Origin of the sequence: Corallococcus aberystwythensis, assembly GCF_003612165.1 — a bacterium.
Lineage (GTDB): Bacteria > Myxococcota > Myxococcia > Myxococcales > Myxococcaceae > Corallococcus > Corallococcus aberystwythensis.
This window is the reverse complement of sequence record NZ_RAWK01000133.1, coordinates 1-21,925: the sequence shown is the minus strand read 5'-3', so window position 1 is coordinate 21,925 and position 21,925 is coordinate 1. Positions and strand designations below refer to the sequence as shown.

The 21,925-nt window shown below is 69.5% G+C and carries 16 protein-coding genes; 11 read left to right on the top strand and 5 right to left on the bottom strand.

All coding sequences use genetic code 11. From position 1 onward, the window contains the following. Positions 1–7: 7 nt before the first annotated feature. Positions 8–1,672: an alpha-amylase family protein gene (locus tag D7W81_RS22185; protein WP_120557397.1), complete on the bottom strand. Its 1,665-nt coding sequence runs from the start codon at positions 1,670–1,672 to the stop codon at positions 8–10. Positions 1,673–1,828: 156 nt separating this feature from the next. On the opposite strand from D7W81_RS22185, the gene D7W81_RS22180 reads away from it, so the two are divergent. From D7W81_RS22180 to D7W81_RS22150, 7 genes are all read left to right on the top strand, one after another. Beyond that, the gene (locus D7W81_RS22180) at positions 1,829–2,791 is read left to right on the top strand and encodes a TIGR03885 family FMN-dependent LLM class oxidoreductase (RefSeq protein WP_120557396.1); all 963 of its coding nucleotides are present in this window, start codon (positions 1,829–1,831) and stop codon (positions 2,789–2,791) included. A gap of 23 nt (positions 2,792–2,814) precedes the next feature. Beyond that, positions 2,815–3,918, top strand: a complete 1,104-nt coding sequence (locus D7W81_RS22175; protein ID WP_120557395.1) for a winged helix DNA-binding domain-containing protein — start codon at positions 2,815–2,817, stop codon at positions 3,916–3,918. 16 nt (positions 3,919–3,934) lie between these two features. Next, a complete protein-coding gene (locus D7W81_RS22170) occupies positions 3,935–4,852 on the top strand; it encodes a DUF6310 domain-containing protein (protein WP_120557394.1) in 918 nt (305 codons plus the stop codon). After that, positions 4,849–5,604, top strand: coding sequence for a DUF5953 family protein (locus tag D7W81_RS22165; protein ID WP_120557393.1), 756 nt, complete (start codon positions 4,849–4,851; stop codon positions 5,602–5,604). The genes D7W81_RS22170 and D7W81_RS22165 overlap by 4 nt, the downstream gene beginning before the upstream one ends. A gap of 117 nt (positions 5,605–5,721) precedes the next feature. Next, positions 5,722–7,035: a hypothetical protein gene (locus tag D7W81_RS22160; RefSeq protein WP_120557392.1), complete on the top strand. Its 1,314-nt coding sequence runs from the start codon at positions 5,722–5,724 to the stop codon at positions 7,033–7,035. A 187-nt stretch (positions 7,036–7,222) separates the two neighbouring features. Further along, a complete protein-coding gene (locus tag D7W81_RS22155) occupies positions 7,223–8,638 on the top strand; it encodes a Tox-REase-5 domain-containing protein (RefSeq protein ID WP_244227355.1) in 1,416 nt (471 codons plus the stop codon). 12 nt (positions 8,639–8,650) lie between these two features. Beyond that, positions 8,651–9,421, top strand: a complete 771-nt coding sequence (locus D7W81_RS22150; RefSeq protein ID WP_120557390.1) for an immunity 52 family protein — start codon at positions 8,651–8,653, stop codon at positions 9,419–9,421. Here the strand turns inward: D7W81_RS22150 and D7W81_RS22145 are convergent. From D7W81_RS22145 to D7W81_RS22130, 4 genes are all read right to left on the bottom strand, one after another. Continuing rightward, on the bottom strand, positions 9,387–12,332 hold the full coding sequence (locus tag D7W81_RS22145; protein WP_120557389.1) for a DEAD/DEAH box helicase: 2,946 nt from the start codon (positions 12,330–12,332) through the stop codon (positions 9,387–9,389). The genes D7W81_RS22150 and D7W81_RS22145 overlap by 35 nt on opposite strands. 69 nt (positions 12,333–12,401) lie before the next feature. Then, positions 12,402–14,432, bottom strand: a complete 2,031-nt coding sequence (locus tag D7W81_RS22140; protein ID WP_244227354.1) for a TonB-dependent receptor plug domain-containing protein — start codon at positions 14,430–14,432, stop codon at positions 12,402–12,404. A gap of 133 nt (positions 14,433–14,565) precedes the next feature. Then, positions 14,566–15,633 (bottom strand): PEGA domain-containing protein, encoded by a 1,068-nt coding sequence (locus D7W81_RS22135; protein ID WP_120557387.1) that lies wholly within the window; start codon positions 15,631–15,633, stop codon positions 14,566–14,568. A 43-nt stretch (positions 15,634–15,676) separates the two neighbouring features. Further along, complete coding sequence (locus D7W81_RS22130; RefSeq protein ID WP_244227353.1) at positions 15,677–16,930, bottom strand: serine/threonine-protein kinase; 1,254 nt, start codon at positions 16,928–16,930, stop codon at positions 15,677–15,679. Positions 16,931–17,115: 185 nt separating this feature from the next. On the opposite strand from D7W81_RS22130, the gene D7W81_RS22125 reads away from it, so the two are divergent. The 4 genes from D7W81_RS22125 to D7W81_RS22110 all read left to right on the top strand — a co-directional run. Next, positions 17,116–18,456, top strand: a complete 1,341-nt coding sequence (locus tag D7W81_RS22125; RefSeq protein ID WP_120557385.1) for an MFS transporter — start codon at positions 17,116–17,118, stop codon at positions 18,454–18,456. A 226-nt stretch (positions 18,457–18,682) separates the two neighbouring features. Further along, positions 18,683–20,152, top strand: coding sequence for an ATPase domain-containing protein (locus tag D7W81_RS22120; protein ID WP_120557399.1), 1,470 nt, complete (start codon positions 18,683–18,685; stop codon positions 20,150–20,152). Then, complete coding sequence (locus D7W81_RS22115) at positions 20,149–21,225, top strand: ATP-binding response regulator (protein ID WP_120557384.1); 1,077 nt, start codon at positions 20,149–20,151, stop codon at positions 21,223–21,225. The genes D7W81_RS22120 and D7W81_RS22115 overlap by 4 nt, the downstream gene beginning before the upstream one ends. Positions 21,226–21,319: 94 nt before the next feature. After that, on the top strand, positions 21,320–21,925 hold a 606-nt coding region (locus D7W81_RS22110), incomplete at its 3' end, for an MFS transporter (RefSeq protein ID WP_120557383.1).

Here is a 21,925-nt window from a genome sequence, read left to right as displayed (position 1 = left end):
ATTCTGCTCAGGGCATCGGCTCCGTCCGGTGCCTGCGCGCCGGGTTCTCCAATCCCACGCGGAACCAGCGGTAGCCGTAGCCCTCCAGCGTCAACCCGTGGCGGCCGTCGTCCGCGGGCTCGGAGTGGTCCTCGCTGAGCACGTTGAACAGCGTGCACGGCTCATCGCCACCCACGTCCAGCTTCACCGTGCACGGCCGCGACGACAGGTTGTGCAGCACCACCAGCGCGTTGCCCTTCCAGTCATACCGGATGGCCAGCACGCCCTTGTTACCCGAGCGCAGCACCTTCCACGCGCCCCACCCCAGCTCCGGGCACTCCTTGCGCGCGCGGATGATGCGCTCCGTCCAGTTGAGCTGTGAGGCCGGATCCCGGCGCTGCTGCGCCACGTTCACGTGCTTGAAGCCGAACGGCCCCTCCGACACCAGGGGCTTCACTGGCGCCTCCGCCAGCGTGAAGCCGCCGTGCGGCTCCGGGCTCCACTGCATGGGCGTGCGCACCGACTGCCGCTCCACCAGCGCCAGGTTCTCCCCCATGCCCAGCTCGTCGCCGTACCAGAGCACCGGCGTCCCCGGCAGCGAGAACATCAGGCTGTACGCCACCTCGATGCGGCGGCGGTCCCCGTCCAGCATGGACGCGAACCTGCGGCGCAGGCCCCGGTCATACAGCTGCATGCCCTTGTCCGGCCCCAGCGCCTGGAACACCTCCTGCCGGTCCTCGTCCGACAGGCGTCCCAGGTCCAGCTCGTCGTGGTTGCGCAGGAAGTTCGCCCACTGCGCCGTGTGGGGCAGCTTCGGCGACGACTTCAGCGCCTGCACCAGCGGCGTCACGTCCCCGCGCGTGATGGACAGGTAGAAGTTCTGGTTCGCCAGGAAGTTGAAGACCAGCTGCATGCGGTCGTTCTCGCCGAAGAACTCCACCACCTCGTCCATGGTGACGTTGGCCTCGGCGAGCAGGATGGCGTCGCCCTTTCGCCACGACAGGAACTCGCGCATCTCCTCCAGCAGCTTGTAGGGGTCCTTCACGTCCGGGTTCTTCACGCCCTTCAACTCGACGAGGAAGGGCACCGCGTCCACGCGGAAGCCGGACACGCCCAGCTCCAGCCAGAACCCCATCACCTTGAGGATCTGCTCGCGCACCTCCGGGTTCGACACGTTGAGGTCGGGCTGGTAGTCGAAGAAGCGGTGGAAGTACCAGAGGCGCGCCTCCTTGTCGTACGTCCACGTGGAGGGCTGCACGCCCGGGAAGACCATGCCCTTGTGGGCGTCCTTGGGCTTCTTCTTCGCCCAGACGTAGTAGTCGCGGAAGCGGCTGTCCGGGTCCTTGCGCGCCGCCTGGAACCACGGGTGCTGATCCGACGTGTGGTTCACCACCAGGTCCATGATGACGCGGATGCCGTGCAGCTTCGCCTCGTGGGTGAAGGCCACGAAGTCGCCCAGGTCCCCCAGGCGCGGATCCACGCCGTAGTAGTCGCTGATGTCGTAGCCGTTGTCGCGGTTGGGCGTGGGCTGGAAGGGCAGCAGCCACAGGCACGTGATGCCCAGGCCCGCCAGGTAGTCCAGCTTGCGCCTGAGGCCCGTGAAGTCCCCCACGCCGTCGCCGTTGCCGTCCATGAACGTCTCGACGTCGAGGCAGTAGACGACCGCGTTCTTGTACCAGAGGTCTTCAATCATCCTTTCCGTTTAGCCCTCCCCTCGCGGGCGTCGGCCGTTTGGATGAGACCGCCGTGCGGTACCCCACACCCCAGGGCAATCGGACTTCATTCAGCCAACACTCCGGCGAAGACAATCCTCCCGGCGGCGGCGCTCCCGCTCCAGGGTGGCACCCGCATGCCACTCATCGGCTTTCACGCGTCGCACGAACAATTCCCGCCCAGCGAGCTCCTGCGCCAGTCCCAGAAGGCGGAAGCCGCGGGCTTCCAGGCCGCGCTCAACTCCGACCACTTCCACCCGTGGACGGACGCGCAGGGACAGAGCGGCTTCGCCTGGGCCTTCATGGGCGCGGCGCTCGCGACCACGAAGCTGTCCTTCGGCTCCGTCACGGCGCCGGGCCAGCGCTACCATCCGGCCATCGTCGCGCAGGCGCTTGCCACGCTGAACGAGATGTTCCCCGGCCGGGCGTGGATGGCGCTCGGCAGCGGCCAGTACCTCAACGAGGCCATCACCGGCACCGGCTGGCCCGCCAAGGACCTGCGCAACGCGCGCCTCAAGGAGTGCGTGGACATCATGCGCGCCCTCTTCCGCGGGGAGACGGTGACGCACCGGGGGCTCGTCACCGTGGAGGAGGCGAAGCTCTACACGCGCCCCAAGGACATGCCCCTGCTCGTGGGCGCCGCCGTCACGCCAAAGACGGCCCGATGGGTGGCGGGCTGGGCGGACGGCCTCATCACCACCGCCCGGCCTCCAGAGGAGCTGCGCAAGGTGGTGGACGCCTTCCGCGAGGGCGGCGGCGAGGGCAAGCCCATGTTCCTCAAGGTGCAGCTGTCCTTCGCGAAGGACGACGAGCTCGCCCGCGAAGGCGCTTACAACCAGTGGGCGTCCAACATCTTCACCAACAGCGTCCTCACCGACCTGCGCACGCCCGCGCAGTTCCAGGAGGCGGCGGACGTGGTGCAGCCGCACGACCTGGACGGTCCGCTGCGCGTCTCCAGCAGCCTCCAGCAGCACATGGACTGGCTGGGCGAGGACCTGCGCCTGGGCTTCGACCGGCTGTACCTGCACAACGTCAACCGCGACCAGGACGCGTTCATCGACACGTTCGGAGCGAAGGTGATTCCGGCCCTCACGCGCTGAAGGCCGCTGGCTATGCTGGGCCCATGCCCAGCGACATCCTGTCCCAGCAGGCCCTCAACCGCGCCCTGCTCGCGCGCCAGCTGCTGCTCACGCGCGAGAAGATGACCGTGCCGCGCGCCATCGAGCACCTGGTGGGGCTCCAGGCACAGCTCGCGCGTCCGCCGTACCTGGCCCTGTGGTCCCGGCTCCAGGGCTTCCAGCGCGACAGCCTCACAAAGCTGGCGCTGAAGCGGGAGCTGGCGCGCGGCACGATGATGCGGGGCACGCTGCACCTGATGACCGCGAAGGACTACCTGCGCTACCGCGGCCTCTTTCAGCCCCTGCTCGCGGCGGCCCTGCGCTCCGTGCTGAAGGAGCGCGCCACGGCGCTGGACCTGCCCGCGCTGCTGGCCACCGCGAAGCCCTTCCTCGAGGAGCAGCCCCGGACGTTCGAGGAGGTGCGCGCGCACCTGCTGAAGCACCACGTGGGCGGCGACGAGCGGGCCATGGGCTTCGCCACACGCATGATGCTGCCGCTCGTCCAGGTGCCCGAGGAGGGGCTGGAGTGGGGCTGGCCGGGCAACTCCGGCTTTACGCTGGCGGAGTCCTGGCTGGGCGAGAAGCTGTCCACGGACGACGACGTGTCGCCACTGGTCTTGCGATACCTGGCCGCCTTCGGCCCCGCCACCGTGGCGGACATGCAGTCCTGGTCCGGCATCAAGCCGCTGAAGGACACATTCGAGAAGGTGCGCGGCAAGCTGGTGGAGTTCCGCGACGAGAAGAAGCGCGTCCTCTTTGATTTGCCCAAAGCCCCGCGCCCGCCCGAGGACACGCCCGCGCCGGTGCGCTTCCTGCCGGACTTCGACAACCTCATCCTGTCCCACGCGGACCGCACCCGCGTCGTCCCCGAGGAGCACCGCCCGCTCTTGTCCACGAAGAACCTGCGCGTGCTGAACGTGTTCCTGGTGGACGGGCGCACCGCGGGCACCTGGACCACCGAGCGCAAGAAGGGCGCCGCGACGCTGGTCTGCAATGCCTTCGATCCGCTGAAGAAGCCCGTTCGCGACGCATTGGTGCAGGAGGGAGAGGACCTCCTGCGCTTCAGCGACCCGGATGCCGCGAAGGTGGCGGTGACGTTCGCGAAGTAGCTCCGGGAGGACGTCGATGACTTCCACGATACGAGCTTGCGCCACACTCATCCTCTTCATCACGGCATGCGCTACGACCCCTGGAGGGTCGACGCCGCCACGAACCCCAAGGATTGCCAACCTCCAGCGAGCTGCGTCGCTACCTTGGAAGGATGGTGGGCATTGCGTTGTTCGCGAGGCTTCCCAGCCTTGGCCGATGTTGGTGGAGCAGTGTTATCAGGCCCTCGACCATGAGCGGCTTGAGTTTCATGACACCACGGGAAGATGCGCGGTCGCCTCCGCGGGCGCCGCTGCCGTGGGACTTGGATTCTGCGTGCTGGCCGCTCCTGAGATTGTCGTGGGAGCCGTGATCGTCCTAGGTGTGGTGGTGGTCGCCGTCGCCATCAAGGAAGAGATGGATGCATACGAACTTCGCCACGCCTACCCCGAGGAAGCAGGGACCTCACGAGGAACGAAGGTGGCATCCCGGGAAGCTGAAGCGCAACGCAAGCCCAAGCTGAAGCCCGAGCCAGCGGGGCAGGACTGGCAGCCCCCAGTGCCACCCGTGCCCGTGGACCGGACGGGCCGCGCCAGTTGCGAGCCTGTTCCAGTGCCGCACGCGGGCAAGGACGACCCACATAATGAGTGCGCCGACAGGTTCCCGCCCAACCGTTATCCTGGAATGGACGTGCTCGTTGACGGCGTACGCTTCGATGCGCTGCAAGTCGGCGTGCGCGTGCTGTGGGAGATCAAGACCCATCAATTCGACACGTACCCTGACTTCATCCGAAGGCGGGAGATTGAAAAGGAGTTGGAGCAGATACAAAGGGAGCGAACTGCTGCGGCGGCATGTGGATATGACTTCGTCATTGGGGTGAGCACCGAAGCGCACAAAGACGCGCTGATCGAAGCGGACTTCTCACTCAATGTCGTCGTTACGGAGTGCAAACGATGACCAAGCGTAAGGCCCTCACCCTCATCGTCTACGCGCCTGCGCTCGTAGGCAAAGACGGCCGCACGCTCGCTGTCGTCCATGGGATGGAAAAGGCGCTCCCCGGCCTGCGCCTGGAGTGGGAAGTAGGCAGAGGAGGGAGCCCCATCGCATTGCCGCAGCGTGACGCGTGGCTTCCGGAAAGGACGCAGGGCGGGAAATTCCCACTTCTGTGCAACGGGGACGAGAGTTACCCCGTGACGGTTAACGGGAGGGGAAGACCTGGGCTCCTCAGCCCAGGCGGTCAGTCCCTGTCTGAAGTGCAGGCAGAACTGCCACTAGACGAGCCCGTGATCGCGGCAGCGGCGGCTTTGCTTGAGGGCGTGGCGGAGGGGGCGCGCTCGTTCTGGGGGCATGCGTCGCCGTATGGTTACGGATCGGAGGTCGCGCCGCAGTTTCGCCGAGCTCCTCATGGCCCAGGGTGTTCACCCCGGGGGCTGCCCATGATCAATCTACCAGAAAAGCTCTCAGCGCCTGAGGTTCCTTGGTTCCTCGGGTGGCTGAACTACTGGTCAGCCGCTGCCGCAACGGCCATCGGGTTCCCGGATCCTGCTCGCGACACCGAACTGCTTTCACGGGCGCGGCGCACTTCATCGGGCGGGTGGGTCGTGCAGCTCACGGACACGCCGCTCGACCTGGACGACCCTGCCCACCTCGATGCGCTCAAGCGGGCCTATGAGCGCTTTCCAAACATTGGCGGCCGCGCGGTGTCCTGACCCAACCGCTGACGTGCCCTGGGGGCCTGCATCGCCCGATTGTGCCGAGGTGTCGGATCCGGCGGTTATGACCGGGTCCTGCACGCCGCACCGGAGTGCGGCCAGGAGGCGTGAGCGATGGACAACCGCTGGTGGGCGGTGCTGTGGCTATGGCTTCTTCCCCTTCGAGGGGAGACCGCGGCGGCGTCCGACTCCGAGCCCGCCCCGCCAACGCGCTCCTGGTCTTCACTGGCACGGATGGAGGTGGCAACGCTCGCGCTCCTTCCGCGCTCAGGTGGCGGTGAGACCGAAGGCTTCGTCCAACTGGAGCCCACGCTCATCCTGGATGGCGGCCCGGAGTTCGGGCTCAACCTGGGCGCTCCCATCCGACTGCGAGCGTGGGGCGGCCCGGGCCGCGTGCGACGCGAGGACTGGGACCGTCTCTCCGACTGGGGCCAGCTCGTGCGTGGCCTCAAGCTGGGCTCGGACGCGGCGCCCGTGGGCGTGTGGCTGGGTGCCCTGGAGGACTACAGCCTGCTGTCGGCGCATCTGGTGCGCCGCTACTCCAACCGGACGAATCCTGACTACCACCCGGCGGGCGGCTTCCTCACGGGCACCGTGGGGCCGCTCTACACGGAGGCCTTCGCCTCGGATGTGCTGGGCGCGCGGCTGATGGGCGGTGAGGTCGCGCTGGACGTGGGACGCGTCCTCTTTGGATCCGGTCATTCGCCGGGACGCTATTCGCTCGCTGTTTCCGCCGTGCATGACTGGGGACGGACCGGAGGCACTGCGCCGTCCGTGACGTTGGCGCACCTGGACGGAACGGCGGTGGTGCTCAAGCGTCCGGGCCTGGAAGCGCACCTGCTGGCGGGTTGGGGAGGACGGCCGGGCGTCGGAGGCGCCTGGGGCGCGGTGCTTGGTGTGGGAGCGGATGCGGTAACGCCGACACGGGACATCGCGCTGCGCCTGGAGGCACGCAGGCAGCATGGTGGATTCCGGCAGGGCTTCTTCGGTCCGGACTACGAACTGGCACGCATCCAGTCAGTGGACCCGGAGGGCGTGCCGTTGGCTTCCGCTCGCTTCCCGGACGGGTACTCGCTCCAGGCGGAAGCGCGGGTGGGTTGGGATGCCGTGGGCTATCTCGGCCTGCAACGGCACCTGGCGCTGTCGCTGAGCTTGGAGGCCTTCTCCTGGGGCCGCCTGGATGCGGACGGGCGCGTGGCGGTGCAGCTCCTGGAGCGCAGCCTGGAGATCGCGGTGAAGGGATTGGGCGTGGGCATGGGCCAATCCGGGGCGCGCTACCTGGGCGCGGCGGAAGCACGCTGGCGATTCCTGGCGGGGAAGCTCTGCGCGGTGGCCACGGGTGGCACGCTGTTGTTCCCGGACGGTGATGGGACGTTGCGCCCAGGTGCGTTCGCATCGGTGGGCCTGGGGGTGGACAGTGCGCGCTGACGTCCTGATTGGGTGCGTGGCCCTCCTATTCACCGGCTGCGCCTCGGTGCCTGCCAGGCCCGGAAAGATACTGAGCTACACGTCCAGCACGGCCACGGAGTCCCCTGGGGAAGGATTCGCCAGCGACGAAACGCCGCGCGTCTCCGATTCGGCGTTGAGCGTCACACGGATTGAGGAAGCGCCGCCATTGTATCGCCGCAAGGCCGTGCGCGAAGTGGTGACGGGGGCGAGCCCCGTGCGTGCAGTGGCCATGGCGGGTGTCACCAGCCCCGACGTGCAACCGGACGGCTGGGATCGGTTGTTGACGAACGCCGGAATGGAGGCTTGGGACGAGCGCCCCGTGGGCGAAGTGCTGACGCCCACGCAAGCCGCGCGGCTGCTGGGCGTGCTCCTGGGAAAGCCCGTCACGTTGAGCACCTTCCCGCCGCGCATGGCCGCGGGGCTCCTCATACGAGAGGTGATGGGCGGAGGCGAAGTCACACGGGAGGAACTCTCTCGGCGGGTAGAGCGCTTCTCCCAGGAGCAGATCGCGGTGCTGCGACCCGATGGCTATCTGGCGTGGGCCCTCACCGGGCGTACCCAGCAGAAGGTTGCAACGGTTGAATGGAAGAACGGCGCCTTCCGCGCGCATGGCTTTGAGTTGGGCCGGTTCTACAGCGGCAAGGGTGGCGTCTTCCGGACCGTGGACGCGCAGCTCCAGGCCTCGGATTGGCGGCCCCTGGCCGAGGTGTACGACGACGCGGACGTCATCAGCCGCACCCTGGATGGCGCCGAGGACGCCTTCGTGGAGCTGTACCACGCGATGGGACAGGTGCTCACGCGTCCCGTGGACAGCCTCGCGGGGCTGAGTCACCTGCCAGCGGGCGTGGCGGCACTCATCGCGTCATCGCCCATGTTCTGGGAGCGCTTCCAGTCCATGACCCGTGGAGAGCAGATCCGCGAAATGTCGCGGCTGACGACGGGCCTGCTCATCACCGGAGGAGCGGCCTCGGCCACCACGCGGACCCTGAAAGGGATGGCGGTGGGTGCGGAAGTTACGGTGCCGGTGCTCTCGCTGTCGGCGGAGGGCGCTCTGGCGTTGGAGCGCATCGCGGTGCCAGCAGGGCGCGCGACGGCGGCACTGAGCGGCGGCCCTGGGGCGGCCATCATCCTCCAGCGGGCGAACACGGCCCCGAAGGGAGGAGCACCTTCCCAGGGACCGGGACAGTGGGGGCCAGCAAAGGAGTCGATGTCCACGCGTGCTCGGCGCTACCAGGAGCAGATAACGGGACATTCCGCCGATGATGCGTACTGGGTCGGCGGAGTGGGCAAGAACAGTGGAGGCGTGAAGTTCGATGGATTTAAAGAAGATGTGCTGGTGGAGGCCAAAGGCCCCGGTTACGCGAACAAGTTTCTCGATACGCTTGATCCGAAATCCTGGTTTGAGCCGACAGGCGCCAAGGGGCTCCTGGATCAAGCCCTGCGACAGAGGGACAGCGTTCTGGGCACGGGGATCGCGATTGAGTGGCACGTCGCGGAGGAAGGGGCAGCGAAGGCCATCCGAAAACTGCTCCAGGACAACAAGGTGTATGAGATTACGGTCATCCACACTCCGGCACTGTGAAGAGAGAAAACCGTGACAGCCAAGGCCAAGCCCCCTCTCGAAACCTACTACGCAGGGGCCTACTGGGGAGCGCGCAAGGAGTCGCCTGAAGAGTGCGCCCGACGCACAGCTGAGTTCCTGACCTTGCTGGCGCCAAGCGATCCGTTCCTCTCTCAGTGGTACTTGCCCACACGATCATCCCGGGAGTCGCGTGAGCACCCGCTGATACCGCCCGATGTGCCGACGCTGACAGAGCAGTTCCGGCTTGGCGCCAACCGCGAGAAAGGAGGCCCTGTCATTGAGCGACTGGGCTTTGGCTTCTGGTTCGGTAATGGGGGGCGTGATTACGACCGGGCGAGTCTGCGCATCTACTGTGGGAGCTACTCAGAAGCGGGCTCGAACTCCTGCGTGCTGACGTTGCCAACGCTCGGTCGCAGTCCGAATGCTGAGCGGGTGCTCACCGCTTCCGTGCTGACAGAGGTCGTGCGTGGAATGGCGCTGGCCTGGGAACCGGATTGGGCCGTGGCCATGTCCCACGCGCATCGGGACCTGGAGGATGAGAAGGGCAAGGCGGACATCTTGCTGGGCTGGGTCACCTACTTGTCCCGTCAGCGGGGCACGGTGCCGCCGCTGCCCGCCCCGGTGCGCATCGAGCCCGTGGAGGACAGGGGCTCGTTGATCATCCTGACGCCCGAGCGCTTCACCGTGGCCAACCCCGAGCACATCGCGCTGGCGCGGCGGGTGCGCGAGCTGCTGGCCCGAGCGGGGCTCATGCGAACAGCTGGAGCAGATCCTCGCGGGTGATGGCCGCTGCGCCCGAGGCCTCGCTGAGCGCGGCCTCGAACAGGGCGCGCTTCTTCTCCTGGAGGCCCAGGATCTTCTCCTCCACCGTGCCCTGGGACACCAGCCGGTAGACCATCACCGGCCGCTCCTGCCCGATGCGGTGCGCGCGGTCCGCCGCCTGCGCCTCCACTGCCGGGTTCCACCACGGATCCATCAGGAACACGTGGTCCGCAGCCGTGAGGTTCAGGCCCGTGCCGCCGGCCTTCAGCGACATCAGCAGCACCGGCGCACCGTCCTGCCCCTGGAAGCGGGACGTCACCTCGCCGCGGTTCGCGGTCGCGCCGTCCAGCCGCTCGAAGCCGATTCCCGCGCCCTTGAGGCCCGGCTCGATGAGGTCCAACAGCGACGTCCACTGAGAGAACACCAGCGCCTTGTGGCCCTCCGACACCGCCGTCTCCAGCGCGTCCACCAGCGTCTGCACCTTGGAGGACGTCTTCGCGTGCTGCCCCGGCACCAGCGCCGAGTGACAGGCCGCCTGCCGCAGCCGGAGCAACGCCTCCAGCGCCTTGAGCACGCTGCCGCCCTCGTTGAGCAGCGCCACCACCTCCGCGCGCGTCGCGGCCATCACCGCGTCGTAGACGGAGCGCTCACGCTCATCCAGCTGCACGTGCATCACGGAGTCCGTGCGCGGCGGCAGCTCCGGCGCCACGTCCTTCTTCAGGCGGCGCAGGATGAACGGGCGGATGCGGCGGCGCAGGCCTTCCGCCGCGCCCGGCTTGCCGTCCGCGATGGGCTGCGCCGTCTTCTCCTCGAACTGGCGCCGTCCCCCCAAGAGGCCCGGGTTGGTGAAGTGCATCAGGCTCCAGAGCTCGTCCAGGCGGTTCTCCAGCGGCGTGCCGCTGAGCGCCAGCCGCAGGTTCGCCTTGAGCCCGAACGCCGCGCGCGACACCTGGCTCTCCGGGTTCTTGATGGCCTGCGCCTCGTCCAGCACCACCGCCTCCCACGTGGGCGCGCCCAGCACCGGCGCGTCCAGGCGCAACAGCGCGTACGTGGTGAGCGTGATGTCCGCCGTGGGGTCCAGCTTGCGACCAGGGCCGTGGTAGACGCAGACCTTCAGCGAAGGACGGAAGCGCTGGAGCTCCGCCACCCAGTTGGGCAACACGCTCGTGGGACACACCACCAGCGACTTCGGCCCCAGGATGCAGATGGTCTGGAGCGTCTTTCCCAGACCCATGTCGTCCGCGAGGATGCCGCCCAGTCCCGCGCCCTTGAGGAACGACAGCCAGCTGACGCCCTGCTGCTGGTACGCGCGCAGCGTGGCGTTGAGCTCCGTGGGCAGCACCGGCGGCGGCAGCTTCTCGAAGCCCTCGACGAGCGGCGCCAGCTTGTCCAATCCCGGCGGCGGCGGCTGATCCAACGACTCACACAGCTGCGTCAGCTCCGGCAGCGCGTGGTTCGCGACACGGCCGTCCTCCTGACGCGCGGCCAGCAGGTCCGCGACGCGCTGCCCGTTCTTGTCCAGCCACGCGCGCGGCAGCGGCGCCCAGCCACCTCCGTCCAGCGGCACCAGCCCCAGCCCTTCCGTCCACGCCCGCACCACGGCCGCCGCGTCCACCGTGCGCGCGCCGCCCTTGCCGCCCTCCACCTCGAACTCCAGCGTGAAGCGCACCTCCGGCACGCCCGCGCCGGAAGCGCCACCCTCCACGCGCAGGGACGGCTTGAGGCGCATGTCCGGGCTGACGATGCCCGCCGCGTCACCGCCCAGGTCGCCCCGGAACTTCCGCAGCTTGTCAGCGAAGCGCATCATCTCCGGGCCCGCCACCGTGAGCCTTCGGCCGGGCACCAGGTTCAACTCGTCGCGCAGCTGGTGCAGCAGCTTCTGCTCCGCGACCTCGTCGCGCAGCGGCACCGCGCCGCGCAGGTACACCATGCGCCCGTTGTCGATCCGCACCGACGGCGGCGCGCCGTACACCAGCGTGGGCAGCACCGACAGGCCCTGGGTGAGCTGGTTCAGCTCCAGCAGGATGCGCGGCTTCAGGTCGCGGTCCAGCGCCGGCAGGCGGCGGCTCTTCATGTCCACCGGCATGCGCCGCGCCAGCTCCGGCAGAATCTTGGCGGACAGCTCGCCCAGCTGCTCCGGCGAATAGGTGCGCACCAGCGGCAGGTGCTGGAGCCACGCGCCCGTCATCGCCGTCTCGCCCAGACGCACCAGCGACTCCGCCGTCAGCGCGACGCCAGGGCTCACCACCTCCGTGATGCGCGGGTCGCGCGTGATGGTGATGACCCACTGCTGGCCCCGGTCCTCCACCTTCGCGCGCGGGGGCAGCACCTCGCTGGACACCGCCACCGGCCGGCCGTCCAGCAGCACGTTGCGCGCGGGCTCCAGGGCCCGCAGGAGCGCGTCCAGCTTCTCCGCCAGCAAGGGCCCCCGGGTGCGCCGCTCCAAGAGGCGCTCCATCACCAGGTCCACCTGCTCCACCTGCAACGTGACGCCGCCCTGGGGCTTCGCGATGCGCCCGGTGAGGTCCTCCAGCGGCTCCTCCGTGCCGTCCGCGTGCGCGAGGACGCGCTGCAGTTGCAGCCCGCCCTCCACGCGCGTGAAGCGGTACACCACGCGCGACCAGCGCTCCGCCACCGCCTCCAGCGGCGCGTCCTGCTTCTCCGCCTGGTCCAGGGAGATGGCCCCGGCGACGACGTGCTCACACGGGTCCACCGGGCTGGGGCAGTCGCACTCCCAAGCCTCGTCGCCTGGGTAGAGGACGACGGTGAAGGCCACCGCCCGGCCCGTCACCTTCACGCGCAGCTCGATTTCAGAGGCCGTGCGCGACTGGAGCGCCACGGCCCCATCGCGCGCGAGGCTGACGCCCCTGGACCAGAGTCCCGGCTTGGCTTCTTTGCGGACGGCTTCGAGGAGCTGGGTGTTCTCGGACATGGCAGGCGGCTTCCCTACGCCCCGCCACGCCCTTGCGCAACGTTGGATGCGCCCCGGCTGATGGCCAGGCTACTCGTCGTCGTACGTCGGCTCGAAGAGGTAGGTGAGCTTCACCAGGAACTCCCGGCTGAACACCGGCAGGGGTGCGTGGCCGCCGTTGTAGGGCTGGGCCACCCGGAAGTCGCTGCCCAGCAGGTTGTAGACGCCCGCGCCAATCTCCAGCCCCTTCGTCCCCACGTTCTCCGCGCGCACGAAGAGGTTGAGCAGCAGCCGGGGCGACAGCGACTGGACCTCCGACACGCCCTCCTCGTCCGCCGCGCCCACCGCGAAGCGCCGGCCCACCAGCACGGCCGTGGGGCTGACGGACAGCCACGGCAGCACCTTCACCGTGCCCGCCAGCGTCGCCTTGTGCGTGGGCAGGCCGGTGAAGGCATCGGGCTCGCCGGGGACCAGGTAGTCCTCCACGTCGTTGCGTCCACCCGGCCGGTAGAAGGAATAGCCCACCTGCGCGCGGCCCCACGACCCGCGCAGCCGGTAGTCCAGTTCAATGCCCCGGCTGCCCAGGCGGCCCAGGTTCCGGTACGCCTCCGAGCCCGTGTCCGCGTCGTACGAATAGATGATGGGGTCCGTGACGCCCACGTCGAAGGCGTTGGCGCTCAGGCTCTGGCCCTCGCCCAGGCGCACGGTGGCCTCCAGCTCGTACACCGTGGTGCGCTCCGGCCGGACGTCCTCGCCCAGGGAGATGTTCTCGATGCCGGGCGCGCGGAAGGCGCGGCTGTAGAGGGCCTTGCCGCTCACCGGCCCGAAGGACTTGAGCAGCACCAGGCGCGGCACGAACGAGCTGCCGAAGAAGCTGTGGTCCTCGAAGCGCGCGCCCGCCACCACCGTCGCGATGGGGTTGTCCGAGTACGCCTCCATGAAGGCCGCGACGTTGCGGTAGGAGACGACGTCCTCGTCCCCGTTGAAGGGCTCCTGCTGGCCCACGCCCGCCGGCCCCCGCAGCTGGCCCTGATCAAACGCCAGGTCCACGCCGCCCGTGAGCTGGAGGAAGTCGAACGCCGCCCAGCGCGCCAGGGCCCGGCCCCGGATGCGCCGGTAGCGCTTGTCGTAGAAGAAGTCCGAGTCCTCGTCCGAGTCCCGGTAGGACTCGCCCAGCGTGAGGTTCAGCCGGGGGATGATCTCAATGCGGTCCGTGGGCCGGAAGCGGTCGCTCAATTCGGCGTGGAAGGACTCGAAGTCGGTGCTCGCGGGCTCCGGCAGCACCTCGTCCACGGAGACCACCGACGTGGTGTCCTGGCGCTGGTACAGGAAGCTCAACTGGAGGTCGCGGTAGCCCACGCCCGCCTGCACCACCGTGGGGTCCATCCGCGACGCGCCGTTCATGCTCGCGGAGCCGCCATAGAAATCGTCGAAGACGGCGTCGCTGCGCTGCCCCTGCCCCAGCGACGCGGAGGCGAAGGCGCTCAGGCCCGCCACGCTCTCGAAGACCTTGCGGCCCGACAGCGTGAGGCTGCGGCGGCCGTTGCCGTGCGACAGCTGTCCGTACGTGCCCACCACCAGCGCGTCCGTGCTGCCCTGGATGCCCCGGGTGATGACGTTGATGACGGCCAGCTCCGCGTTGCCGCCGTAGATGACGGAGCCGGGGCCGCGAACCACTTCGATGCGCTCAATCAGCTCCACCGGGAACTCGTGGCCCAGCTGCATGGTGGAGTAGAGCTGCTCGTTGATCTCCTTGCCGTCGATGATGAGCAGCACCTTGCCTTCCTGGCCCCACAGGCCCCGGAAGCCCGGCCCCACCGTGCCCGACACGTCCACGCCGAAGAAGAAGCCGGGCACCTGCAACAGCACGTCCATCAGGTCGCGCGCACCGGAGGCGCGAATCTCCTCCGCGGTGATGGCCGTCACCACCGCCGGCGAGTCGTGCAGCTTCGTGATGGCGAACGACGCCACCTGGCTGTGCACCTCCGGCTCGTCCTCCAGCCGGATTTCGCGCTGCTCATCGGCGGAGGGCGTCTCCGGCGGCCCGGGGTCCAGGGTGGGCTCCGGCGCCGTCTGCGCGAAGCCCGTGCCCGCGCCCAGCAACGCCAGCCATACACACACACGACGCCCCTGCCTGGTGAAACCCATACGAAACAAGCCTCTCGAACGTGGAGGGCGGAGTGTACCGGCTCCAGCACCATCCGAAAGTTCTGGGATTACGCGCAGTGCGTCGAATGCGGGCGTGAGCCTTGTTTCACTTCACGCGCACGCGGGTGCTGCGGCCCGGCTCCACTTCCACCGTCATGCGCCGCTTCACCTCGCCGTTGACGCGGACCTCCACGCGCGCGGGGCCGGAAGGCAGCGCTTGCGCGGAGATGGGCGGAAAGCCATACGGCCGGCCGTTGATCCACACCTCGCCATAGAGCCCCGGCGACGTCACCTCCAGGTCGCCCCGCTGCGCCACGGCGGCGCTCGCCACGGACGGCTTCGGCGGCGGCGTGGGCTCCGGGGTGTTCGCGCCCGGCCCGCCCGAGGGCGCCGCGCTCGCCGCGGCGGGCGAGGCAGGGACCACCGCCGCCACCGGCGACGCGGCCGGCTTCGGGGCTTGCGGCGTCAGCTCCGCGGTGAGGTCGCGGTTGAGCGAGCGCACCGACTCCGAGTCCACCTCCACCGTCTCCTCGTACAGGCGGCGCTCGCCCTGCGCGAGCACCACGCGGTGCGTGCCCGCGGACACCGGCAGCCGCGCGGGCGTCATGTCCACCGCCCTGCCATCCACCATCACCACCAGCCCCGGCGGCGTGGACGTCACCAGCAAGAGCCCGCCCTTCGCCTCCTCCTGCGGAGCGGCCTGCGCGGCCTGCTGCTCACGGGCGGCCCTGGCGGCGGCGAGCTTCGCGGCGCGCGTGCGGGGCGGCGCGCGCGAGGGTGACGGCTCACGCGGCGTGGGCGCCTGCGCGGTCCGGGACTGGTCGCGCGAGCGCAGGTCGGTGGCGATGCCCAACAGCCGCGGCAGGTCGCTGTCCTTGTCGTTCGGACGCAGCTTGAGCGCTTCGGTGAACTGCGCCACCGCGCGGTCGTAGTCGCGGTCCTCCAGCGCGGCCAGCCCGGACGCGCGCAGCGCCCGCGCGAGCCCCCCGTTCACGTCCTCCGACGGCGGAGCCGCGGGCGGAGGTGAGGACACGTCGGGCGGGGGGACGCGGGTGCGCGCGGCGACGGGCTCGGACGGCGCGGCCTTGCGCGAGCGGACCATCAGGTACGCCCCGGCGTTCACGGCCACGGTGCCCAGCAGGATGACGGCGACCCAGGTCTTCTGATTCTTCACGTTCGATGTCCCACTTCCCACGACGACACGATGCGCCCGCCCTTCACGCGATGAACAGCCAGAACACCGCGCTGCCCACCAACGCGACGCCCGCCGCGGCGGCCAGCCCCCAGGGGAACGCCTCGGCCGCGGCCACCGGCTCCGGCGGCGGAATGACGCCCGTGGTGGACCCCGTCCCGGTGCTCCGCGGCAGCATGCCGGTGGGCACCAGCGCGCTGGACTCGTGCAGCTCCACCACGTGCTCCGGCATCGCGACCGGCGGCGGGCTGGAGATGCCCGAGCCCCCCACCTGGCTGGAGGAGCCCGGCATGGACCCCGGCACCGCCAGCGCCGTGGACACCCGGCCGGACGCATCCGGCGGGAAGAGCGTGGACATCAGCGTCGCCAGCTCCCGGCCACTGGACGTCCAGTGCTGCGCCGAACGGTAGCGCTCCAGGTCGTCGTGCAGCTCGCGCGCCGTCTGGTGGCGCTGCGCCGGGTCCTTCGCGAGCAGCTTGAGCAGGATGCGCTCCAGCTCCGCCGGGAAGCCCGGGGCCACCTGCGACGGCGGCGGCACGTCCCCCTGCGACGCGGCCACGATGGTGGCCTCCATGGTGTCGCGCTTGAACAGCCGGCGCCCCGTGGACAGCTCGTAGAGGACGATGCCCAGCGAATACAGGTCCGAGCGGTGGTCCAGCTCCCGGTTCGTGATCTGCTCCGGGGACATGTACGCGTACTTGCCCTTCACCACCCCGGCCACCGTGCGCTCCAGGTTCACGGAGCTCTTCACGATGCCGAAGTCCGCCAGCTTCACGATGCCGTCGCGCGACACCAGCACGTTGCCCGGCGTGATGTCCCGGTGCACCAGCTTCAGCGGCGTTCCGTCCGACAGCGTCTTCGCGTGCGCGTACGTGAGCGCGTCCGACATCGCGATGCCCACGTCCACCGTCACCCGCGCGCCCAGCGGGATGTTCGCCGCCGCCGCGTGCCGCATGATGCGGTCCAGCGACTGGCCTTGGATCCACTCCATCGCCAGGTAGTACTGGCCGTCGATCTTCCCGAAGTCGAACACCTGCACGATGTTCGGGTGCGTGAGCAGCGCCGCCACCTTCGCCTCGTCCGCGAACATCCGCGAGAAGGGCTCCAGGTTCGCGTACTCCGGCAGGATGCGCTTGATGACGCACGGCTTGGAGAAGCCGTCCGGCCCATCCAGGGTCGCCAGGAAGATGTGCGCCATGCCGCCCGTGGCCAGCCGCTGCACCATGCGGTACTTCCCGAAGCGGGTGTCCACCCCGGGCGCGGCAGGCGAAGGCGTCACGGTATCAACCCTGTCCAAATTGTACTCCCGGGACGGAACTCGCAATTCCCGGAAGATACCGATGACACGCCCGGCTCACAAGTTTCGCATACCGTGTCAACAGGTTTTACGGCGAATCCACTTTAACAACGTGACGGATGGGGCCTGGGGAGGTGTCCCGGCATATCCTTCCGGTCCTTCCGCGCATGGCGACCTCCTCCTCCGACGCCTCGTCCCCGCTGGCCGCTCCCCGTCCCCTGTCCGCCCAGGACGTCCGCACCCTGGGGCTGGCGGCGCTGGGGGGCGCGCTGGAGTTCTATGACTTCATCATCTTCGTGTTCTTCACGGCGGTGATGGGGCGGCTGTTCTTCCCGCCGGAGACGGCGGAGTGGCTGCGGCAGTTGCAGACGTTCGGGCTGTTCGCGGCGGGCTACCTGGCCCGTCCCCTGGGCGGCATCGTGATGGCCCACTTCGGGGACCGGAGCGGGCGCAAGCGGATGTTCACGTTGAGCGTCTTCCTGATGTCGGTGCCCACGCTGTGCATGGGCCTCCTGCCCACGTACGCCACCGCGGGATACGCGGCGCCGCTCCTCTTGCTCACGCTGCGGCTGTTGCAGGGCGCGGCGGTGGGCGGGGAGGTTCCGGGCGCGTGGGTGTTCGTCTCCGAGCACGTGCCGGAGCGCCGCGTGGGACTGGCGTGCGGGACGCTCACCTCCGGGCTCACGCTGGGCATCCTCCTGGGGTCGCTGGTGGCCACCGCGGTCAACACCGTCTTCACGCCGGAGCAGGTGATGGCGTACGGCTGGCGCGTGCCCTTCGTCGTGGGCGGCGTGTTCGGCTTCTTCGCCGTGTTCCTGCGCCGCTGGCTCCAGGAGACGCCCGTCTTCGAGGAGATGCGTCAGAAGAAGGCGCTGGTGAAGGAGCTGCCGCTCAAGGCCGCGCTCCGGGGCCACGCGCCCGCGGTCGTCGTGTCCATGCTGTTCACCTGGGTGCTGACGGCGGGCATCGTGGTGGTCATCCTGATGACGCCCACGCTGATGCAGCAGCTGCACGGCATCCCGCCCGCGCGGGCGCTGGCGGCCAACAGCGTGGCCACGCTCACGCTCACCCTGGGCTGCGTCTGCTACGGGCTGCTCGCGGACCGGCTGGGGGCCACGCGGGCCATGGCCATCGGGTCGGGCGTGCTGCTCGTCGGCGCGCAGCTGTTCTACCGGGGCGTGGCCGCCGCGCCGGAGCACCTGGTGCCGCTCTACGCGGGCGTGGGATTCTGCGTGGGCGTCGCCGGCGTGGTGCCCGCCGTGATGGTGCACGCCTTCCCTCCGGCGGTGCGCTTCTCCGGCCTGTCGTTCTCCTACAACGTGGCGTACGCGCTGTTCGGCGGCCTCACGCCGCTCGCCGTCACGCTCGCGCTGAAACAGAGCCCGCTCGCGCCCGCGTACTACGTGTCCGGCGTCTGCGCGGTGGGACTCGGGGTGTCGCTGCTGCTGTTCCGGGGCTTCAGCGCCCGCGCCACCGCATCCGGGGAAACCGCCGCGCCCTCGCGCTGATTGCCTGGTGGGCGGGCTGCCCTTCGGCCGGAGATGTTCACCCCCGGCCACTGCTCGAGGGGGCGGGTTCACGAGGGTGGCCCCCGCCGGAAGTGTCAGCTATTCGGCACCGAAACGGAGGGCGCTTCGGGCAGGCCCTGTACCCCGTGCGCATCTTGTCCCGGCGCGTGCTTTCGAGCGGCGGAAGCCACGCGCGATGATCCCTCGCCGTGCGATGGACCCCGGAATGCCCAGCAGTGAGCCAGCCCTCTTCAAGAGCGGCATCTCCAGCTTCGACGTCCTCCTGGGCGGAGGCATCCCCCCGCGCCAGTCCTTCATCGTCACCGGCACCCCCGGGTCCGGGAAGACAGTGCTGTGCAGCCAGGTGGCCTTCGAGGCCGCGGCGCGCGGCCTCCCCGTGGTGGTGGCGACCGTCACCTCGGAGCCTCACGACAAGTTGATGGGGGCCCTGTCCAGCTTCGCCTTCTTCAAGCCGGACGTGCTGGGCGAGAAGCTCTTCATCATCAGCGCCTACTCGGCGCTCAAGCGAGGCGCGAAGGAGGCCCGGGAGCTGCTGCTGCAGACGGTGCGCGAGCGCGGCGCGGCGATGCTCTTCATCGACGGCCTGCGCTCCATCCGGGACCTCTGGCAGGACGAGGCACGGCTGCGCGAGTTCCTCTACGAGCTGGGCATCGGCCTGGCCGCCAGCAACTGCATCGGCTTGTTCACCACGGAGTACCCGCTGGAGCGGCTGATGGCGCTGCCGGAGGCCACCACGGTGGACGGCGTCGTGGCGCTGTCGGTCCAGTCCTCCGGCGCGCGCCGCGTGCGCCGGGTGGAGGTGGTGAAGCTGCGCGGCCGTCCCCACCTGACGGGCGAGCACACCATGACCATCAACGAGGGCGGCGTGGAGTTCATCCCGCGCCTGGAGTCCGTCCCCCTGGACTTCCGGGACGAGCCGCCCACGCTGAAGCGCAAGGGCTTCGGGCTTCCGGAGCTGGATGCGCTGATGAACGGAGGACTTCCGGAGCTCAGCACGACGATGCTCGCGGGGAGCATGGGCATTGGCAAGACGCTGCTGGCCACGCACTTCGCCGCGGACGCCGCGCGCCACGGAGAGCGGTCGCTCTTCGTCTCCTTCTTCGACGCACCGGCCATGCTCCTGGCGCGCGCCCGGCGCGTGGGGCTGGACGTGGATCCGCTGCTGCGCGACAAGATGATGACGCTGTGGCACGTGCCGCCCATGGAGTTCGAGGGGGACGTGCTCGTGCAGGAGCTCCTGCGCAAGGTGGACGCGCTCGGCATCCAGCGGCTGGTGCTGGACGGACTCACGGAGCTGGAGCTGTCCATCATCGACCCCGCCCGGCGGCGCGTCTTCCTGGCCTCGCTCGCGATGCGGCTGCGCATGCGGGGCGTCACCTCCCTCTTCACCCGCGAGGTGCCGAAGATTGTCGGCACGGAGCTGGACTTCACCGACGCGCCGGTGGCCATCCTGGGAGAGAACCTGGTCCTGCTGCGCTACGTGGAGCTGCACGGCAAGATGCACCGCCTCCTGTCCGTGCTGAAGATGCGGGACAGCGAATACTCCCCCGACCTGCGCGAGTTCCAGATCCAGGACACCGGCGTGAAGGTGCTCGCGCCCATGCGCTCCGCCGTGGGACTGCTGACCGGACAGGCGCGTCCCCTGGGGACCACCATCGGAGGGCTGGGTGAATGAGCCTGGTCCTCATCGCGGAGGATGAAGAGGCGCTCCTGGAGGTCTTCTCCGAAGTGGTGGAGGACCTGGGCCACCGCGTGATTCGCGCGCACAACGGCGAGGAGGCGCTGCTGCTGGCGCGCACGGAGACGCCAGACCTGGTGGTCAGCGACCACATGATGCCCCGCCGGACGGGCATGCAGCTGCTGCACGCCATGCGCTCCGAGCCGGGCCTGTCGGACGTGCCGTTCCTGCTCCTGAGCGCGGCGCGTCCCCAGGGGCGCGAGGCCGCGCAGACCTTCCTCGCCAAGCCGGTGGACCTGAGCACCTTCGAGCAGGCGGTGAGCAGCGCGCTCCAGCAGCACGGGGCGGACCGGCAGGAAGCCCCCCCGGCCCCGCGCGAGGCGGCCACCGCGGTGAGCCTGGCCCGCGAGGAGATGCTCAACTGGGTGGCGCACGAGCTGAAGACGCCGCTGAGCTCGGCGCGGCTCAACACGCAGCTGCTCCTGCGCAAGGTCCAGAAGCGCGGCGGCGAAGACGAAGCCCGCTCCGCGGAGGCCGTCCTGCGCCAGCTGGACCGGATGAACGGGCTGGTGAGCTCCATCCTGGACGCCTCGCGGCTGGCGGACGGGAAGCTGGAGCTGAAGCTCGTGCCCACGAAGCTGCCGCCGCTGCTGGAGGAGCTGGTCCAGGAGTGGCGCGACCTCCAGCCGGACATGGACTTCTCCCTCCACATCCTGGAGCCGGTGGAGCCGCTGATGCTGGACGCGGAGCGGCTGCGCGAGGTGCTCAACAACCTGCTGTCCAACGCGGTGAAGTACAGCGGCACCTCGCGCCACGTCGAGGTGGGCATGACGCTCAACCCGGGCCTCGTCCTCGTCCACGTGCGCGACTGGGGCGTGGGCATCCCCGCCAGCGCCCTGCCCCACGTCTTCGACCGCTTCCAGCGCGCGGACGCGGACAAGGGACGCGGCCACGGCCTGGGCCTCTTCATCGCCACCTCGCTCGCCCGGCTGCACGGCGGTTCGCTCTCCGTCCGCTCCACCCTGGGCGAGGGCTCCACCTTCACCCTGCGCCTGCCCCGGCGGAACTGAAGCAGCACTGCACGTTTCCGCCGCAATTCCCTCCAAACCGCCTAGCACAGAAGTCCGTGAACACCCGGCGCTCTCGGTGAATTAGAAAGCGAGTGTGTCCACGCCCCGCCCGCCCCGCCTGTCCTCGCTGCGCGCGTTGAAGCACCGCGACTTCGCCTTCCTGTGGGGAGGGGCGGCGTTGTCCAACATCGGCACGTGGATGGAGGTGCTGGCGCTGGGCGTGTACGTGACGAAGGTCACGGGCCGGGCGGAGTGGACGGGCGGCGTTGCGGCGCTGACGTGGCTGCCGGCCATCCTGCTGTCGCCCTTGGGAGGTGCGCTGGGGGACCGGTTCGACCGGCGGCGCGCGGTGGCGCTGGGGGCGCTGGTGCAGATGGTGCTCGCGGGAGTGCTGGCGGTGCTGGCCTTCAACGGAGGGCTGACCGTGCGGTGGGTGGCGGTCATCTCCTTTCTCAATGGCTGCGCGGTGACGCTGTTCATGCCCGCGTTCTCCGCGCTCATCGCCGTCTCGGTGCCGAAGGAGGACCTGCACAGCGCGCTCAGCCTCAACTCGGCGCAGGCGAACCTGGGGCGCATCTGCGGCCCGGCGCTGGCGGCGCTCCTCATCGCGCACACGGACATTGGCTGGGTGCTGCTGCTCAACACGCTGTCCTTTGGCGCGGTGATGCTGTCGCTCCTGGGGGTGCGGGGGGCTCCGGCC

What these genes read in the sequence shown, in the direction of transcription:
- D7W81_RS22185 (WP_120557397.1), bottom strand. Translation starts at nt 1,672, where the DNA reads ATGATTGAAGACCTCTGGTACAAGAACGCGGTCGTCTACTGCCTCGAC.
- D7W81_RS22180 (WP_120557396.1), top strand. Translation starts at nt 1,829, where the DNA reads ATGCCACTCATCGGCTTTCACGCGTCGCACGAACAATTCCCGCCCAGC.
- D7W81_RS22175 (WP_120557395.1), top strand. Translation starts at nt 2,815, where the DNA reads ATGCCCAGCGACATCCTGTCCCAGCAGGCCCTCAACCGCGCCCTGCTC.
- D7W81_RS22170 (WP_120557394.1), top strand. Translation starts at nt 3,935, where the DNA reads ATGACTTCCACGATACGAGCTTGCGCCACACTCATCCTCTTCATCACG.
- D7W81_RS22165 (WP_120557393.1), top strand. Translation starts at nt 4,849, where the DNA reads ATGACCAAGCGTAAGGCCCTCACCCTCATCGTCTACGCGCCTGCGCTC.
- D7W81_RS22160 (WP_120557392.1), top strand. Translation starts at nt 5,722, where the DNA reads ATGGACAACCGCTGGTGGGCGGTGCTGTGGCTATGGCTTCTTCCCCTT.
- D7W81_RS22145 (WP_120557389.1), bottom strand. Translation starts at nt 12,332, where the DNA reads ATGTCCGAGAACACCCAGCTCCTCGAAGCCGTCCGCAAAGAAGCCAAG.
- D7W81_RS22125 (WP_120557385.1), top strand. Translation starts at nt 17,116, where the DNA reads ATGGCGACCTCCTCCTCCGACGCCTCGTCCCCGCTGGCCGCTCCCCGT.
- D7W81_RS22120 (WP_120557399.1), top strand. Translation starts at nt 18,683, where the DNA reads ATGCCCAGCAGTGAGCCAGCCCTCTTCAAGAGCGGCATCTCCAGCTTC.
- D7W81_RS22115 (WP_120557384.1), top strand. Translation starts at nt 20,149, where the DNA reads ATGAGCCTGGTCCTCATCGCGGAGGATGAAGAGGCGCTCCTGGAGGTC.